This window comes from Polymorphobacter sp. PAMC 29334, assembly GCF_019431245.1.
GTDB classification, from domain to species: Bacteria; Pseudomonadota; Alphaproteobacteria; order Sphingomonadales; family Sphingomonadaceae; genus Polymorphobacter_B; species Polymorphobacter_B megasporae.
This window is the reverse complement of record NZ_CP080243.1, coordinates 2,992,475-3,009,951: the sequence shown is the minus strand read 5'-3', so window position 1 is coordinate 3,009,951 and position 17,477 is coordinate 2,992,475. Positions and strand designations below refer to the sequence as shown.

Sequence of the window (17,477 nt, the reverse complement as noted above, 5' to 3'; positions counted from 1 at the left end):
GGATTGGTTCATGCTTAACAACGAGCCTAGATTGATCGTCGCGATGCTGCTGGCGACGACCGCGCTCGGCGCGCCGGCACTGGCGCAGGACGCTCCGGCGCAGATCGCTGCCGCCGACATTCCCGTCGCCGACGAGATCATCGTCACCGCGCAGAAGCGTTCCGAGAATTTGCAGAACGTGCCCATCAGCATCCAGGTGCTCGGCACGAAGAAGCTCGACCAGCTCGACGTGTCGAACTTCAACGACTTTACCAAGCTGCTGCCGAGCGTGACGTTTCAGACGCTCCAGCCCGGGCAGACCACGGTCTACATCCGCGGCGTTGCGAGCGGCGGCGACGGCAACCATTCGGGCCCGCTGCCGAGCGTCGGCGTCTATCTCGACGAGCAGCCGGTGACAACGATTGGCGGCACGCTCGACATCCACATCTACGACATCGCCCGGATCGAGGCGCTCGCCGGGCCGCAGGGCACACTGTACGGCGCGTCGTCGGAAGCGGGGACGATCCGCATCATCACCAACAAGCCCGATCCGGGCGGGTGGGCCGGAGCGATCGACGTCGGGGGCAATACCGTTTCGCACGGCGGGATCGGCGGCAAGGTCGAGGGCTTCGTCAACGCGCCGCTGACCGACCGGTCGGCTCTGCGCGTCGTCGGCTGGTACCAGCACAATGCCGGCTTCATCGACAATGTCGCGGGGACGCGCACCTTCCTCCCCGCGAGCGACGGCAGCGTCATCACCAAGAACAACGCCGCCTTCGTCAAGAACAACTACAACACCGTCGACATCGCCGGCGGTCGCGCCGCGCTCAAGATCGACCTCGACGACAATTGGACGATCGAACCCACGGTGTTCGGCCAGTCGCAGATCAACCACGGGGCGTTCGGTTTCGACCCGAGCCTCGGCGACCTCAAAGTCCAGCATTTCGCGCCCGAATATTATCGCGACCGCTTCATTCAGGCGGCGCTGACAGTCACCGGCAAGATCGGCAATTTCGACCTAACCTATGCCGGGGCGTATCTCGACCGCAAGATCCACAGCTCGCAGGACTATACCGACTATGCCGAGCAGTATGATTCGCTCTACGCCGGATCGGGAGGCATCGCCCAGTATTTCAGTTTCCACGACGCCTCGGGAAAGACAATCGACCCATCGCAAACGATCGTCGGGGCCGACCATTTCACCAAGGTCAGCCAGGAACTGCGCCTCGCGTCGCCGGTCGACCAGCCGTTCCGCATCGTCGGCGGGCTGTTCTATCAGCGCCAGACGCACCTGATCCATCAGGACTATCAGGTCGCAGATCTCGCCGCCGATGTCTCGGTCAACGGCCATCCGGGGACATTGTGGCTGACCCAGCAGGACCGCGTCGACCGCGACTATGCGGTGTTCGGCGAGGCGAGCTACGACGTCGTTCCCGCCGTGACGCTGACGGCGGGCGGGCGCTTCTTCAAATACGACAACAGCCTGATCGGTTTCTTCGGCTTCGGCCGTAATCTTGCCGCGACCTCGGATAACGGCATCCCGTTCAACGCCGCGGGCAGCTCGCGGACCGGCGTCGCCGGGTGCTACACCTCGACCGGTGCCACGCTTCGCGACAACCCCACCGGCACGATCCTGCCGGTGAACGTCCCCGGCGGCCCTTGCACCAACCTCGGTGATTTCAAGAACGGCACTGTCGTCCCGAAGGACGCGAGCGACACCGGCTTCACGTGGAAGGGTAACGCGACGTGGCGGATCGACTCCGATCACCTCGTTTATGCCACCGCGTCGCGCGGGTTCCGCCCCGGCGGCATCAACCGCCGCGCCGGCATCGCGCCCTACGCCTCGGACTTCCTGACCAATTACGAGCTCGGCTTCAAGACCAGCTGGTTCGACCGCGCGGTCCGTTTCAACGGTGCGTTCTTCTGGCAGGACTGGGACAAGTTCCAGTTTGCCTTCCTAGGCGCGAACAGCTTCACCGAGGTCCACAACGGGCCGAACGCGCGGATCAAGGGAATCGAGGCCGACCTCAACTGGACCGCCGCGCCGGGCCTGACCTTCGTCGCCGCGGGCGCATACACCGACGCCAAGACGCGCAAGAACCTCTGCGGCATCGACGACCCGACCTACACCTGCAGTCCCGACAGCGGGAACTACATCGCCGCCCCGGCGGGAACCCGCCTGCCGATCACGCCGCAGTTCAAGATCAACGGTACCGCCCGCTACGAAGCCCCGCTCAACGAGACGCTCAAGGGGCATGTCCAGGCGGTCGTCGCTCACCAGAGTTCGGCGGCTTCTGATATCCGGTCGGTGGCGTTTACCCCGACCGCGATCGCCTATGATCCCGCAACCTCGCTTGGGCGGCTTTCGGCGTACACGACCGTCGATTTCGCGGTCGGCGTCAACTGGCCGTTCCTGTCGGCGGAGATCGTCGTCGAGAATGCCTTCGACGAGCGCGCGCAGCTGTCGCGCTACGCCGAATGCGGCTCATGCACGATCCGCCCGTACATCGTCACCAACAACCCGCGGACGATCGGCCTGCGGCTGGGGCATAATTTCTAGGCGGCACTGGTGTGACGCCAGCGGTTCACGCCGCGCGGGTTTGAGCCGATAGGACGCGCTCGACCTGGCGTTCGATGATGCGACGGGCGTTCTCCGGGCTCAGCGCCTGCACCAGCCGCAGACGTTGCCACGTTTCGGGGCTGACCAGCAGGTCGAGCGCTTCGAACCCGTCGGCGTCATCGACGAAGGCATTGTCCACGACCATCGCCAGCCGCGCCCGCATGACCGTGCGGATCCGGCCATGCTCCTCGTAGATTGATGCCGACCGGTGCCGGTGGACGTCGGCGGCGCGCATATACGGCAGAAGCTGTTCGTAGGTGCTGAGACGGCGGTCAATCAATTCGTCGAGCTGTCCGCGCCAGCCGACCGCCGAAAATGGGATCAGCCAGACCTGGTAGATCTGGGCAAGCCGCATCTGCATCGCCTGGAACAGGCTTTCCATATCGCGGAAGTGCCGAAAGACGCTGCGTAGGCCGACACCCGCGCGCGCCGCGACTTCCTCGGCGCTCGGGCTGATCGCGCCCGCCGCGACGAGGTCGAGCATCGCGGTGACAATGCTGTCGCGCGACCGTTCGGACCGGCGATGGCGGCCGTCGGTGGCGCGCGCGGGAACGGCGGAAGCCGGCGACGACGCCATCAGGCGATGACCGACGTGGGGCGCGCTGCCGGCATCTTGGGCACGTCCGCACATAACTGAAACGAGCCCTGCGGCCCATAGTTTATCGAAAGCTGCATGAACCTCCCTCCCGAAGGTCGAGGATCAATGCAGTGCGGAACATCGGTCGTCCAGTCTTGATACGGTCGCTCAGCGCTCGGCAAGGATGCAGCCCGCCCCCGACCAGACCACCCGCCCGTATTCCGCGACGTGATCGCGGACGGCGGGGTCGCAGCTCCCGAAGGATCGCGCGCCGCCAAGCCGATCGAAGTCGGTGGCCTGACTGACCGTCACTCCCGCCTGCGCCGCCGCAAGCGCATAAAAGCGCAGCGTCGGGGCGTAATGGGTCATCCCGGCATCGTTCGCGAAGCCGGTGTCGACGACGATCAGCGGAACCATCTTACGATCGCTCGCCGCATTGATCAGCGTGCCAAAGTCACGAGGCGGCGTCGCTGGAATGAACTGCTTGGTATAGCGATGCCGGACGGCGTCGACCGCACACAGGACAACGACGGCTGCGAGGGCGATCTGGACGCCGGTCCGGACCGCAGGGGGAAAGCGCTGCGCGCCGTGGACGAGGCCAAGTCCGGCGAGCGCGATCGCGGTGGCGACAAAGGGCATGGCGGGGACGAGATACCAGGCGATCTTGGTCGCGGCGCTCGAATAGACGATCAGGACGCAGGCAATCTGGCACAAGGCGAAGATCGCCAGCCGTCGTGGCGGACCGGCGGCGAGCAGCGGCGAGGCAATGATCGCTGGCCATAATTTGCCCGGGAAATAGATCGTCAGTTCACGGACGTAGAACCATTTGCTCCCGGCATGCTGGTCGAGGGCGGTTTCGAAGCGGCCGCCGAGTTCGTTCAATGCGACGGCGGCGAGGTAACCGTCCCCTGCCGACCCCCGCAGCCAGTAGAACACACCGCCGATGACCCCGGCGGTCGCGGCGACGATGGCATAGTCGGCGATCTTTCGCGGCAGTGTCCGGAACCCGAAGACCAGCGCATAGACCGCGATGCCGACCCCGGGGATGATCCCGGCGATGCCTTTCGTCAGGATTGCCAGCCCCACGAGCACACCCGCGCCGAGGGCAAGCCCCGCCGCCGGGCGATCTCGCTCGATCAGATCGAACAGGGCAAAGCCGTATGCGGTCGTGAACAATGTCAGGATCGCGTCGTAATCCCCGGTCTGGCCGGCATGGTAGCCGTAGAACGACGGTGCCGCCGCGAGCAGAGTTCCGGCGGCGATGCCGCAGCCGAGCGCGCCGGTGATCCGGCGAACGGCGAAGACCACCAGCGCTACCGTCGCGCACGCCGCCAGCGCCGCCGGCAGGCGTGCCGCAAAAGGCGTCGGGCCAAGCAACTCCATCGACCACGCCATCAGGTTGATCGCCAGCGGCGGCTTGGTGTTCCACAAGTCGGGCCGATAACCATACGTCGTCACGAAATGCCGGCCGCTGTGCATCATCTCATAGGCATTGACCGCAAGGCGTGACTCGTCCCACGCCTGGAGCGGAGCCCAGCCGAGATCGAGCAGCTGGAATATCGCCACCGCGACGGCGAACGCGACGAGCACGACGACGGTCGCGACACGCGACAGTCCGGCCCGGCGATCGGTCGGCGCGAGGGTGGGGGGCATGGCGATCCTGTCCGTGGACGAGTGCGGGGGCGAGAACGCAACAAGCTCGCGTCGCTTAGCGGGGTCACCACGCGAAGTCACGCCGATGCTGCAGTGCAACCGTGACAACGTTAGCCCCGCCGCCTATACGCTGGCGGCAGGCGCGGCCGGGGCCGCGAATGCGGGAGTGACGCGATGGACCGGTCCGAGTTCGATCAGTACGCCGACGAGTATCTCGCGCAGCATCAAGCCAATATCGCCGTCACCGGCGAGAACCCCGAATTTTTCGCTCGCTACAAGATCGCGCTGACCCGGCAATTCGCGGACGCCGCGCGGTTGGCGGTTCGCCGCACGCTCGACTTCGGCTCGGGGATTGGCGCGTCGGTGCCGTGGTTCCGCCACTATTTTGACGGTGCCGAACTCACCTGTGCCGACGCCTCGCCGCGCAGCCTCGCGCTAAGCCAGTCGCGCTTTCCTGGCGGGGGGGAGCGCTATCTCGAGGTCGATGGCGACGCGCTTCCGCTGGACGACGCGAGCGTCGACCTCGGCTTCTCGGCATGCGTCTTCCACCACATCGGCCATGACGAGCACGTCGGCTGGCTGCGCGAGCTGCGCCGTGTCATCGCGCCCGACGGCCGCCTCGTGATCTTCGAGCACAACCCGTATAACCCACTCACCGTCCGCGCGGTCAACACCTGCCCGTTCGACGCCAACGCCCGGCTGATCACCGCGCGCAAGCTCGCGGCGGCGATGGTTGCCGCGGGCTGGAAGACGGTCGAGACGCGCTACCATTTGTTCTTCCCCCACGCGCTTGCGGCGCTGCGCCCGGTCGAGCCGGCGCTGGCGTGGCTGCCGCTCGGCGGCCAGTATTCGCTCGTCGCGAGCCGATAGCGCGTGCAGCTTCTCCGCTTCCTGACGGTCGGCGTCGCCAACACGCTGCTGACGCTCGCGATCATCTACCTGCTGATGCACCTTGGCGTCGATTACCGGGTCGCCAATGCGGTCGGCTATCTCGTCGGCTTCGTCGTGTCGTTCGTCCTCAACCGCAACTGGACCTTTGCTCATGAAGGCCACTGGGTCGCGAGCCTTGCACGCTGGCTCGTCGTTGCCGGGGTCGCGTATGGCGGCAACCTCCTGACCGTCGTGGTTCTCCACCAGTGGCTCGGGGTCGATGCGCGGCTGGCGCAGCTCGGCGGGATGCCGGTCTACACCCTGATCTCCTACGCCGGAGGGCGCTTTTTCGCCTTCACGCCGTCGCCGATGTCCGAGGAGACGCGATGACGCTTCGAGCCGCCCCGTCGCTCGATATCGTCGTCCCCTGCTACAACGAGGAGGAGGTGCTTCCCGAGACGGCACGCCAGCTCACCGCGCTGCTCGACAACCTGCTCGCGGCGGGGAACGTCACCTCCGCGCAGGTGCATTTCGTCGACGACGGTTCGCGCGACCGGACGTGGGCGCTTATCGAGGAACTCCACCAGGCCGACCCGCGGCTGTGCGGGATCAAGCTGTCGCGCAACCGCGGCCACCAGAATGCGCTGATGGCGGGGCTCGGTGCGTCGACCGCCGCCGTCGTCGTGTCGATCGACGCCGACCTGCAGGACGATCCGGCGATCATCGCCGACATGGTCGATGCCTATCGCGGCGGCGCCGAGATCGTCCTCGGCGTGCGCAGCGACCGTGGCACCGACAGCGCGTTCAAGCGGCTGACCGGGCAGGGGTTTTACCGCTTCCTCAAAGGTATGGGGGTCGAGATCGTCTACGACCATGCCGACTACCGGCTGATGAGCCGCCGCGCGTTGAACGCCCTCGCGCAATATACCGAGACCAACCTGTTCCTCCGCGCGCTCATCCCCCAGCTCGGTTTCAGCGTGGCAACGGTCCCCTACCGCCGCGCCGAACGATTTGCCGGTGAGTCCAAATACCCGCTGAGCAAGATGCTCGCCTTCGCCCTCGACGGGCTGACGTCGTTCTCGACCCGCCCGCTGCGGCTGATCACATTGCTCGGCTTCCTCGTCTCGACCGTGTCGTTCGCGCTCGGCCTATGGGCGCTGTCGGTCGCAGTGTTCACCACCCAGGGCGTTCCCGGCTGGGCGTCGACCGTCGTGCCGATCTATTTGATCTGCGGGGTCCAGCTCCTGTGCATCGGCATCATCGGCGAATATGTCGGCAAGATTTATTTCGAGACCAAGCGCCGCCCGCGCTTCATCATCGACCAGATGCTCGGGGACGACGAGGCGGTCGTGCAGTCGGCGAAAATGTCTGCCATCCACACGATGGCCGACTGAACCCCGGCCGTCACGCCGACCGGAGCACCCAGTCATAGTCGAGCGGGGTCACGACGGCCGTGTAGCGCTCGTGCTCGACGCGCTTGACCGTGGCGAACATCTCGACCGCCTCCTCGCCGAAATAGTCGATGAGGACCTCGGACCGGGCGAAACGTTCGATTGCATACGCCCAGTCGGTCGGTAGCCGCTCACCGGTCTCGCCGTAGCCGTCGCCCGCGATCGGCGGTCCCGGATCGGCGCGGCGGGTCAGGCCGTCGTGCATTCCCGCAAGGACGGCAGCGACTGCGAGATACGGGTTGGCGTCGGCCCCGGCGACGCGGTGCTCGACATGGCGGCTCGACGGCGGGCCGGCGGGGATTCGCAGCGGAACGGTGCGGTTGTTGAGCCCCCAGCCGGCGCGGACCGGGGCATAGCTGTTGCGGCGGAAGCGGCGGTAGCTGTTGGCGTTCGGCGCGAAGATTGCCATGCCGTCGGCGATCAGGTCGGCGGCTCCCCCAACCGCGTGGCGCATCGCGGCGGTGCCGGTCAGTGCCGGATCGGCAAAGATATTCGCGCCGCGCGCGTCGTCGATGCTGACATGGATGTGGAGCCCGCTGCCCGAACGGTCGGGGTAGGGCTTGGCCATGAAGGTCGCGACCTGCCCGCGCGCCGCCGCGCAGCCCTTGGCGGCGAGCTTGAAGCGGACCGCGTCGTCGCACGCCGCGAGCGCATCGGGCTTGTGCGCGAGGGTGAGTTCGAACTGGCCGGGGGCGTATTCGGAGATCGCCGCGCCCGCCGGAACCCCCATCGCGTCGCACGCCGCCCACAGGTCGCGGAGGAACCCGGCGTCGGCGTCGAGCTGGTCCATCCCATAAACTCGCGGGTGCGGGTCGCGGCGGCCGTCGGGACCGGGCGGCGGCTGGATGCCGCCGTCTGCGGTCCGTGTCGCGTCGAGCAGGTAGAATTCGAGCTCGCACGCGACGACCGGGGTCAGGCCGTCGGCGGCGAAGCGTGCGAGGACGCTGCGGAGGATTTCGCGCGGGTCGAGCGCGCATGGACGGCCGTCGAGCTCGTGCATCCCAAGCATCACGCTCGCGCTGTCGTCGCCCTGCCACAAGGCGCGGGCGAGGCTCCCCGGCACCGGCCACGCCGAGCGGTCGGCGTCGCCGTCGGCCCAGACCATTCCCGATTCCTCGATGTCGAGCCCGGTGATGTCGACCACCAGCACCGATCCGGGCAGGTAGCGGCCGATGTCATAAGCGCTTTCGATTTCATGCCGCCGCAGCCGCTTGCCGCGCGGGACGCCGCTCAAGTTAGTGTAGAACAGGTCGAAGAACGCGACATCGGGGTTCGCCGCGAGAAAGGCGGCGAGTTCGGCGGGGTCGGCGGCGGTGGCGGGGCGGGTCATCGCTCCGGCGTACCCGCGCTAATGCCCGAACACCACCGGGTAGAGCGTGGCGACCAGCGTCAGCGCGGCGACGACGTTGAACACACGGAGCCGCCGCGGGTCGCTGAGGAAGCGGCGCAGCGACACGCCCATCGCCGCCCATAGCCCGACGCTCGGCAAGTTGATCGCGCCGAACACCAAGGCGACGATTGCCAGTCCGTTCCGCGGATCGCTTGCCGGGATATACGCCGACACCGCGGTCAGCGCCATCGTCCACGCCTTGGGGTTGATCCACTGGAACAGCGCCGCCTGGACGAAGGTCATCGGCTTGCCGCCCGCCTTGCCCGCGACGAGCGGCTTCGGCACCGCGGTCGCGATCTTCCATGCGAGATAGAGGAGATAGGCGATGCTCAGCCATTTGATCGCGACCAGCGCGCCGGGGACCAGCCCGATCACCGTCACCAGCCCGGCGCCGACGAGGACGATCATCAGCGTGAAGCCGATGGCGACGCCGAGCATGTGCGGCACCGTCCGGGCGAAGCCGAAGTTGGTCCCCGACGCCATCAGCATCAGGTTGTTCGGCCCCGGCGTGATCGACGAGACGAGCGCGAAGGCGGCGAGGGCGAGGAACAGCGATTGTGTCATGGTCCGCACAGTATAAGCGAAGGCGTAACGAACGTCATTGCGAAGATCGTTGTGAACCTGCTATCTCTGCAACTTATGACCGATATTGACCCGATCAACCGCAAGATATTGCGTGTGTTGTCCGAGGATGGTCGGATCAGCAATCTCGATCTCGCCGCCAAAGTCGGGCTGTCGCCGTCGGCGTGCCTGCGCCGGGTGCAGGATCTCGAGCGGTCGGGGACGATCACCGGCTACCGCGCGGTGATCGACCCGGCGGCGCGCGGGGCGGGGTTCCTTGCTTATCTCACCATCGGCCTCGCGACGCATACCAAGGCGGCGCAGGCTGGGTTCGAGGCGGCGATCGCCGATGCGCCCGAGGTTCGCGAATGCCACAACGTCACCGGCGGCATCGAATATCTGCTCCGCGTCGAGGTCCGCGACCTCGCCGCGTACAAGTATTTCCACACCGAAGTGCTCGGCGTCATCCCCGGGCTGGCGAGCATAACCTCTTATATTGTCATGGATTCTCCGAAGGACGAGCGGGCGTGATCGAGGTTTTTCTCGCCTTTCTCCGCCTCGGTCTCACCTCCTTCGGCGGGCCTGTCGCGCATCTGGGGTATTTTCGCCGCGCGTTCGTCGGGCGGTGGCTCGACGAGGCGCGGTTCGGCGAGATCGTCGGGCTGTGCTCGTTCCTCCCCGGGCCGACGTCGAGCCAGGTCGGCGTCGCGATCGGGCTCGACCGCGCTGGGGTCAAAGGAGCGCTCGCGGCGTGGCTCGGCTTCACCCTGCCGTCGGCTATCCTGATGATATCCTTCGCCTTTATCGCACGCAGCCTCCACGGACCGGTGGCAACGGCGGCGATCCACGGGCTCAAACTCGCGGCGGTGGCGATCGTCGCGCAAGCGGTCATCGGCATGGCGCGGAGCCTGACGCCCGACCTGCGGCGGCTCGCGATCGCGGTCGTCGCGGTGGCGATCGTCGCGGTTGCGGGTCGCTTCGGCCAGTTCGCGGCGATCGCCGCCGGGGCACTTCTGGGGCTGATCCTGACACGCGAACCCGGTGCACACATGCCCGCACACAGTGCCGCACCGCGGCGCCCCACGGTCGCGCGCCGGACGGGTGGTGCGTGCCTCGCGGTCTTCGCGATTCTGCTCGCCGGACTGCCGTTTCTCCGTGCCGCGACCGGCGATTTGGGCGTCGCGGTTGCCGACAGCTTCTACCGGTCGGGGGCGCTGGTCTTCGGCGGCGGGCATGTCGTCCTGCCGCTGCTCCGCGCCGAAGTCGTGCCGCCCGGCTGGATCGGCGGCGATGCGTTCCTCAGCGGCTATGGCGCGGCGCAGGCATTGCCGGGACCGCTGTTCGCCTTCGCCGCGTATCTCGGCACGGTGATTGGCGGGGTCGGGGTCGCGGTGCTCGCGCTTGTCGCGTTGTTCGCGCCGGGGATGCTGCTGCTGTTCGGCGCGTTGCCGTTCTGGTCGGCACTTTCAGCGCAACCGCTCGCGCGGGCAGCGCTCAAGGGGACCAACGCCGCGGTGGTCGGCATCCTCGCCAGCGCGCTCTACGATCCGGTCGGGACGGGGGCGATCCTGACGTGGCGCGACGGCGTCATCGCGCTCGCAGGGTTCACTGCGCTGACCTGTGCTAAGGTGCCGCCCCTTGCGGTCGTCGCGGCAACGGTGGTCGCGGCGGTCATCCTCGCCTGAATCAAGGATGCTCGGTGCGGATCAGCATCGGCGTCACCGGGGTTCGCCGCAGCGCGACGATCAGCACGCCGGTCAGCGCGAGCACCGTCCCCGCGATCATCCGCGCATCGAGCTGGTCGCCGGTCAGCATCACCCCGAACGAGATCGTCGCCAGTGGCGTCATCAGCGTCAGCGGCGCGAGCAAATTCGCCTCGTAGCGCGCGATCAGCCCGTAATAAGTCGTGTGCGCGATCAGGCTGACGACGTACGCCGAGAACAGCATCGTCACGATGAACGGCCAGCCGACGGCGACCGCGCTTGCGACCTGGCCGTGCTCGAACAGCGCCGACGCGACGGCGAGCGGAGTGAACGAGACGAGCGCGACCCACGCCTGGAAGCGCAGCGGTGCGACATTCTCCATCTGCTTCATCAGGATCGCGCCGAGCGACCCGGCGGCGGCGCAGGCGACGATGAACCACAACCCGGTCGACATCGCGATGCCTTTCGGGTTCCACACGACGAGGATTACCCCCGCAAGCGTCAGGCTGATCCCGAGCCCGCGGCGCCAGTGGATTCGCTCGCCGAGGATGACGACCGACAACAAGGTCGTGAACGGGACGCCGAGTTGGATGACCACCGCCGACGCCGACGGAGTTGCCGTCTGCAGCCCGATAAACAGCAACGCGAAGTTACCCGCCCCCATCAGCAGTCCGACCGCGACGATTCGCCAGAACGGGCGCGGCACCGGGCGCAGCCACGGCAGGGTGACGACCGCAACCATGACGAAGCGCAGCGCGGCGAAGAACAGCGGCGGGACATGCCACTGCCCGACGACGATCTTCGACACGACGTTGCTCAGGCCCCACGTCAGGCAGACGGCGACGAGGAGGAGGAAATCGCGGGGGCGCATCGGGAGGGTCCTACGCGTGCTGTTACGGCGGCGAAACCCGTGGCGTGATTATCGCGCGTGAAGGGGCGTCGTTGGAGCGGGGGGAGTGGATAGAAGCGACCCCTCTCTAAATTGTCATCCCCGCGAAAGCGGGGACCCAAAGTCACCGACGGCAGTGAGCTTGGGTCCCCGCGTTCGCGGGGATGGCAAGATTGAGATCGGCTACGATTAAATGGATCGGGCGGCGACTGCGCAAAGCGCTCCTCGTCCTCAATAAGCCCCCGACTGGAACAGGAACACCGCCGCCGTCCGCGCGATGATCTGGATGTCGAGCGCGGGGGTCCAGCGGTCGATATATTCGATGTCGCTTTCGACGCGGTTGACGATGTCCTTTTCCTCCTCGGTGTTGCCGCGGAAGCCGCGGACCTGGGCGAGGCCGGTGATGCCGGGAAGGACGCGGTGGCGCGCCGGGTAGCGCTTGACGACTTCCTCGTACAGCCGCGCGTCGGCCTTTGCGCCATAGGCATGCGGACGCGGGCCGACGAGCGACATCTGCCCGAACAGCACGTTGACCAGCTGCGGCAGCTCGTCGATGCTCGTCTTGCGCAGGAACGCGCCGACTTTGGTCACCCGGCTGTCGTTCCGCGTCACCAGTTTGTCGGCATTCGCATCGGCGCTGGCGACATACATGCTGCGGAACTTGAGCATGTCGAACGCCTCGTTGTTCATGCCCCGGCGCTTCTGGCGGAACAGCATCGGCCCCGGCGAATCGAGCTTGATGATCAGGCCGACGATCAGCAGCGGCAGACCGATGATCAGCAGGCCGATCGCGGCGGCGGTGCGGTCGAACACGACCTTGGCGAGTGCCTGACCGCCGGTCATGCGGCGGCGATACAGCGACAGCGTCGGCCGCCCGCCGACATAGGTGACCGACTGCTTCGCGTTCTCGAGGTCGAGCGTCGCCGGTGCCATCGAGATGTTGACGCTGATCTGTTCGAGCGACTGGACGACATCGTCGATCCGCGATCCCGCCGACCACGGCAGGTCGATGATCACGGTGTCGATCTTCTTCGCCTTGATCTGGCTGACGAAGTCGTCGAGGTCGTGGCCGACGACCATGCCGTTGTAGCTGGTCTTGCCGCCGCGATTGCGCCGGTCGGACATCAGCAGCACCTTGGCGACCGGCCCCGAGCCGTTTTCGATCAGCGAGATCAAGGCTTCGGTCTTTTCGGTGCAGCCATAGATCGCGATGCGCTCGCCGAGCGACCCCTCGCGCGACCGCTCGGCAATTCGATACCGCGCGACCGCGCCCGTCACGCTGATCGTCACGATGCCGGCGACGAAGGTGGTGAAGACCCAGGCCCGCGAGGTGACCTTGAGTTCGGCGAGCATGAAGCCGACGACCATCGTGATGATGCTCGCCTTCGTCCAGTCGTAGAAGGCCTGCTTGAGCCGGTCGGTCCGGACGACCTGCGCCTCGATCGACCGGTGATATAACGACAGCAGCGCGAAGGCGGCGATCCAGCCGACCGCAATCGGAAGATGCGACGTCCCCGGCAGCCGCCCGCCGAGGTCGGTCGAGGCCATCGACACGACGACGACAGCGAGCCACAGCAGCTCGGCGACCATCCAGAGATCGAGGGCGACGTTCCAGCTGAGATGGCCCTCGACGGCCGGCTCCGCGTCGGGCGGAGACTCTTTTGCGAGACGTTGGTCAAAGATTACGCCCAAGCCGCCGTCCTTCGCTACACACCGGTACACGCCGATGCCATATTGCAGGCACCGAGCCAATTCGGCTTGCGCCCAGAAGGTTAAGGTCTGGTATTAAACGGCGTGGAAACCGCCGCGTTAACGTTCATTTCCCAACAGTCATTACGTTGTCGATGTGTGGAACGCTCCAGAAACGATATTCGCGCGCCAGTTGTTCGGGAGCGGCTGTGCTCTTTCGCCGCGACCACCGGGCACGTAAAGGGTGGCGCATGACAGATCCGATCGACATCGCCGCCCTGCTTGCCGCGTATCCCGCGCAGGTTCCCGATCCGGCGATCCCGGCCCAGCGCGTCGCCTTCGGCACCTCGGGCCATCGCGGCTCGGCGTTCGATTCCGCGTTCAACGAGGCGCATATCCTCGCCGTGACGCAGGCGGTGTGCGACTGGCGCAGCAGCGAAGGACTCGACGGGCCGCTCTTCGTCGGGCGCGATACCCATGCCCTGTCCGAACCCGCGTTGGCCTCGGCGCTCGAGGTGTTTGCGGGCAACGGCGTGACGGTGATGGTCGATGCTGCGGGCGGCTACACCCCGACCCCGGTGATCAGCCACGCAATCCTGACGTACAATGCCGGGCGCAGCGATCACATGGCTGACGGCGTCGTCATCACCCCGTCGCACAACCCGCCGCGCGACGGCGGCTTCAAATATAACGGCCCCGACGGCGGTCCCGCCGACACCAACGCGACCGGATGGATCGAACGTCGCGCGAACGACTTGCTGGCGGCAAAGCTTGTGGGGGTTCGGCGCGCCGCGCCCGCCGGAACGCCGTTCGACTACGTCGGCCATTATGTCGGCGACCTGAGCAACGTCATCGACATGGACGTCATCGCGCGGTCGGGAATCCGCATCGGCGTCGATCCGCTCGGCGGGGCGGGGGTCGGCTATTGGGGGCCGATCGCCGAGCGCTACGGGCTCGACCTGACCGTGGTCAACACGGTCGTCGACCCTGCGTTCGGCTTCATGCCGCCCGATTGGGACGGCAAGATCCGGATGGACTGCTCGTCGCCGTTCGCGATGGCCGGGCTGATCGGGATGAAGGACCGATACGATATCGCCTTCGCCAACGATCCCGACGCCGACCGCCACGGCATCGTCACCCCGGCAGGGCTGATGAACCCGAACCATTATCTCAGCGCTGCGATCGATTATTTGCTCGAGGCTCGGCCCGGCTGGAGCGCGACCGCCGCGGTCGGCAAGACCGTCGTCACCAGCGCGATGCTCGACCGCGTCGCAGCCGCGCACGGCCGGAAGGTCGTCGAGGTTCCGGTCGGCTTCAAATGGTTCGTCGGCGGACTGCGCGACGGCAGCATCGCGTTTGCGGGGGAGGAGAGCGCGGGGGCGTCGTTCCTCCGCCGCGACGGCAGCGTCTGGACGACCGACAAGGACGGGCTGATCCTCGGTCTCGCCGCCGCCGAGATGACTGCCGCGACCGGCGAGAGCCCGAGCACACGCTACGCTCGGCTGACCTCGGCACTCGGCGAGCCGTTCTACGCCCGCACCGACGCTCCCGCGAGCCCGGCGCAAAAGGCCGCGTTTAAGACGCTCGACGTCGCCACTTTCGAAGGCAACCTCGCGGGCGATCCCGTCACCGCCGTCACCACCACCGCCCCCGGCAACGGCGCGGCGTTCGGCGGGGTCAAGGTCGCCACCGCCAACGGCTGGTTCGCCGCCCGCCCGTCGGGAACCGAGAACGTCTACAAGATCTATGCCGAAAGCTTCGTCGACGCGGGGCATCTCGCGCGGATCCAGGAAGAAGCGCAGGCGAAGATGGCGCGGGTGTTCGCCGCCGCTTAAATCCTCCCCCGAAGACGGGGAGAATTTAGACGGCGATCCGCCAGCCCAGCGTTTCCCCCGCGTGGAAGGGTACCAGCTCGCCGAACCGCTCCGGCACCACCACCGCCGCGCGCTCGAGCGTCATCCGCGCCTCGTTCACCGGCAGGCGGTAGAATGCCGGACCGTTGAGCGAGGCGAAGGCCTCCAGCCGGTCCATCGCCCCCTCCTCGTCGAACACCGCGGCATAGCTTTCGATCGCGAACGGCGCGTTGAACACCCCCGCGCAGCCGCACGCGGCTTCCTTGGTGTCGACCGCATGCGGGGCCGAATCGGTGCCGAGGAAGAACTTCGTGCTCCCCGACGTCGCCGCCGCCCGCAGCGCGAGGCGGTGCGTCTCGCGCTTCAAGATCGGTAGGCAGTATAGATGCGGGCGGATGCCGCCGGCGAACAGCGCGTTGCGGCTGTGGTGGAGGTGGTGCGGGGTGATCGTCGCGGCGACGTTGGGGCCGCTCGCGGTGACGAAGTCGGCGGCTTCGCGCGTCGTAATATGTTCGAGAACGACCCGCAGCTCGGGTAGCCGTGCGACGAGCGGGGTCAGGATGCGGTCGATGAACACCGCCTCGCGGTCGAAGATGTCGATGTCGCCGCTGGTGACCTCGCCGTGGATCAGCAGCGGCAGCTCGGCTGCGGCCATCGCCTCGAGCACCGGCATGATCGCGGCGATATCGGTAACCCCGGCGGCGGAGTTGGTCGTCGCGTTCGCCGGGTAGAGCTTGGCGGCAGTGAACACGCCCGCAGCGGCACCCGCGATCAGGTCGGCGGCGTCGGTGGTGTCGGTCAGGTACGCGGTCATCAGCGGAGTGAAGCCCGGCGCGGCGGAGACGATGCGCTCGCGGTATTCGTGGGCGAGCGCCGTCGTCGTCACCGGGGTCTTGAGGTTGGGCATGACGATCGCCCGGGCGAACTGCGCGGCGGTAAAGGGGACAACGGCCGCCAGCATCGCGCCGTCGCGGAGGTGGACGTGCCAATCGTCGGGGCGGCGGATCGTGATGCGGTCGGTCATCGGCATTGGTTAGAGTATCCGTTGTGATCAAGCCATGTTTTGGGTCCATGGCCGATTTGCGCGCAGGAGTGCATTGGCGAGGATGATGAGCTTTCGCATGATGGTTGTGATGGCGACCTTGGCGGGTTTTCCCGCAGCGGTCATTGCCTGATATTTGGCTTTCATGTCGGCGTTGTAGCGTGTGGCAACGAGGGCTGGCATGTATAGAGCTTGCCGCAGGACAGCGCGGCCACCGCGGATGTGACGCTTGCCCCGATGCTGTCCACTGTCGCGGGCTTGCGGCGCCAGACCAGCGAGGCTGGCGGCCTGCTTGTTATCGAGTTGGCCGAGCTCGGGCATTTCAATGAGCATGGTGATGGCGGTCAGCGTGCCGATGCCTGGGATCGAGACGATGATCTTGAAGCGAGCCGCAAGGTCAAGGTCGCTGTGCAGGCTGGCGTTCAAAGCAGCATCGATGGCTTCGATCTGCCGGTTGATCTGCGCCAGCCGCTGCGCGGCGTGGCGTTTGAGCAAGGGTGACCGACAAGCGTGTTCGCGGTTCTTGGCGGCGGTGCGATCCTTGACCAATGCAAGCCGCGCGATGTGCAACTCCTTCATCTCGTCGATGATCTGGCTGTTGATAGGCCGCACTGGCGGCGTCAGCAGCGCCCCCATGCGGGCGAGCATGGCGGCATCGATGGCATCGGTCTTGGCGTGGGCACCGGCGGCCTGAGCGAAGCGTCGTGCCTGCAGCGGGTTGACCTTGGCCAGCGGCAAGCCGGCCTCGCCGAGACGTCGTTCAAAGCCATGATGGTATGGCCCGGTTGGTTCAAAGACGACGCGGGCAATGGCATGGCCATCGAGCCAGGCGAGCAGCGCCTTGATGCCCTTGGCGTCATTGATGAACTGGCGAGCGTTGCCCGCCGGGTGAAGATAGACATCGAGTGTCGCTTTGCAGATGTCGACGCCAACATTCTGGGTTATGATGTGAGTCATCTTTTCCAGGTCCTCTGCTTGTCATGCGGGCCCCAAGCCCGCGTATCCGTTCAGGCCACAGGAAAAGAGAAGGGCGATCATTCTCTAACACGGCCCATCACGGCCTGTCCGTTCGCGATCCCACCCTTCCCGCCGCCGGCGAGTTTGCGGCTCGCCGGCGGCAGCCTATCCTCGCAGAAAGACCGGTACCTTCATAAGACAAGTCTCGGCCGCTCCAGCGATAGTCCATTGCACTTTGCGTAG

At 66.6% G+C, this 17,477-nt stretch carries 15 protein-coding genes; 7 read left to right on the top strand and 8 right to left on the bottom strand.

What is annotated here, in order from left to right:
• Positions 1-10: 10 nt before the first annotated feature.
• Positions 11-2,539: a TonB-dependent receptor gene (locus tag KZX46_RS17975; protein ID WP_219775121.1), complete on the top strand. Its 2,529-nt coding sequence runs from the start codon at positions 11-13 to the stop codon at positions 2,537-2,539.
• A gap of 25 nt (positions 2,540-2,564) precedes the next feature.
• Here KZX46_RS17975 and KZX46_RS17970 read toward each other — a convergent pair whose 3' ends face one another.
• Positions 2,565-3,176: a TetR/AcrR family transcriptional regulator gene (locus KZX46_RS17970; RefSeq protein ID WP_219775120.1), complete on the bottom strand. Its 612-nt coding sequence runs from the start codon at positions 3,174-3,176 to the stop codon at positions 2,565-2,567.
• A 168-nt stretch (positions 3,177-3,344) separates the two neighbouring features.
• On the bottom strand, positions 3,345-4,829 hold the full coding sequence (locus tag KZX46_RS17965) for a glycosyltransferase family 39 protein (protein WP_219775119.1): 1,485 nt from the start codon (positions 4,827-4,829) through the stop codon (positions 3,345-3,347).
• Between the two features lie 174 nt (positions 4,830-5,003).
• Between KZX46_RS17965 and KZX46_RS17960 the strand changes: the two genes are divergently transcribed.
• Genes KZX46_RS17960 through KZX46_RS17950 form a run of 3 tightly spaced genes read left to right on the top strand, consistent with a single transcriptional unit; the run spans position 5,004 to position 7,093 of the window.
• On the top strand, positions 5,004-5,699 hold the full coding sequence (locus KZX46_RS17960; RefSeq protein ID WP_216709857.1) for a class I SAM-dependent methyltransferase: 696 nt from the start codon (positions 5,004-5,006) through the stop codon (positions 5,697-5,699).
• Between the two features lie 3 nt (positions 5,700-5,702).
• A complete protein-coding gene (locus tag KZX46_RS17955; RefSeq protein WP_219775118.1) occupies positions 5,703-6,089 on the top strand; it encodes a GtrA family protein in 387 nt (128 codons plus the stop codon).
• Complete coding sequence (locus KZX46_RS17950; RefSeq protein WP_219775117.1) at positions 6,086-7,093, top strand: glycosyltransferase family 2 protein; 1,008 nt, start codon at positions 6,086-6,088, stop codon at positions 7,091-7,093. The genes KZX46_RS17955 and KZX46_RS17950 overlap by 4 nt, the downstream gene beginning before the upstream one ends.
• Positions 7,094-7,103: 10 nt before the next feature.
• Here KZX46_RS17950 and KZX46_RS17945 read toward each other — a convergent pair whose 3' ends face one another.
• Together KZX46_RS17945 and KZX46_RS17940 are read right to left on the bottom strand one after the other, a co-directional pair.
• Positions 7,104-8,480, bottom strand: coding sequence for a glutamine synthetase family protein (locus KZX46_RS17945; RefSeq protein WP_219775116.1), 1,377 nt, complete (start codon positions 8,478-8,480; stop codon positions 7,104-7,106).
• A gap of 18 nt (positions 8,481-8,498) precedes the next feature.
• A complete protein-coding gene (locus KZX46_RS17940; RefSeq protein ID WP_219775115.1) occupies positions 8,499-9,104 on the bottom strand; it encodes a LysE family translocator in 606 nt (201 codons plus the stop codon).
• A gap of 75 nt (positions 9,105-9,179) precedes the next feature.
• Here KZX46_RS17940 and KZX46_RS23015 point away from each other — a divergent pair, with 75 nt between their 5' ends.
• Both KZX46_RS23015 and chrA read left to right on the top strand, forming a co-directional pair.
• The gene (locus tag KZX46_RS23015) at positions 9,180-9,632 is read left to right on the top strand and encodes an Lrp/AsnC family transcriptional regulator (protein ID WP_226896037.1); all 453 of its coding nucleotides are present in this window, start codon (positions 9,180-9,182) and stop codon (positions 9,630-9,632) included.
• Positions 9,629-10,786, top strand: coding sequence for a chromate efflux transporter (chrA, locus tag KZX46_RS17935; protein WP_226896036.1), 1,158 nt, complete (start codon positions 9,629-9,631; stop codon positions 10,784-10,786). Before KZX46_RS23015 ends, chrA begins: the two co-directional genes overlap by 4 nt.
• A 1-nt stretch (position 10,787) precedes the next feature.
• Here chrA and KZX46_RS17930 read toward each other — a convergent pair whose 3' ends face one another.
• Both KZX46_RS17930 and KZX46_RS17925 read right to left on the bottom strand, forming a co-directional pair.
• Positions 10,788-11,675: a DMT family transporter gene (locus KZX46_RS17930; protein ID WP_219775113.1), complete on the bottom strand. Its 888-nt coding sequence runs from the start codon at positions 11,673-11,675 to the stop codon at positions 10,788-10,790.
• Positions 11,676-11,924: 249 nt separating this feature from the next.
• The gene (locus KZX46_RS17925; protein ID WP_216709849.1) at positions 11,925-13,385 is read right to left on the bottom strand and encodes an exopolysaccharide biosynthesis polyprenyl glycosylphosphotransferase; all 1,461 of its coding nucleotides are present in this window, start codon (positions 13,383-13,385) and stop codon (positions 11,925-11,927) included.
• Between the two features lie 248 nt (positions 13,386-13,633).
• Here KZX46_RS17925 and pgm point away from each other — a divergent pair, with 248 nt between their 5' ends.
• Positions 13,634-15,217, top strand: a complete 1,584-nt coding sequence (gene pgm / locus KZX46_RS17920; protein WP_255615094.1) for a phosphoglucomutase (alpha-D-glucose-1,6-bisphosphate-dependent) — start codon at positions 13,634-13,636, stop codon at positions 15,215-15,217.
• A 25-nt stretch (positions 15,218-15,242) separates the two neighbouring features.
• On the opposite strand, the gene pyrC is transcribed toward pgm, so the two are convergent.
• Positions 15,243-16,259, bottom strand: a complete 1,017-nt coding sequence (gene pyrC, locus KZX46_RS17915; protein WP_219775112.1) for a dihydroorotase — start codon at positions 16,257-16,259, stop codon at positions 15,243-15,245.
• A gap of 27 nt (positions 16,260-16,286) precedes the next feature.
• The gene (locus KZX46_RS17910; RefSeq protein ID WP_219775111.1) at positions 16,287-17,234 is read right to left on the bottom strand and encodes an IS110 family transposase; all 948 of its coding nucleotides are present in this window, start codon (positions 17,232-17,234) and stop codon (positions 16,287-16,289) included.
• Positions 17,235-17,477 lie beyond the last annotated feature (243 nt).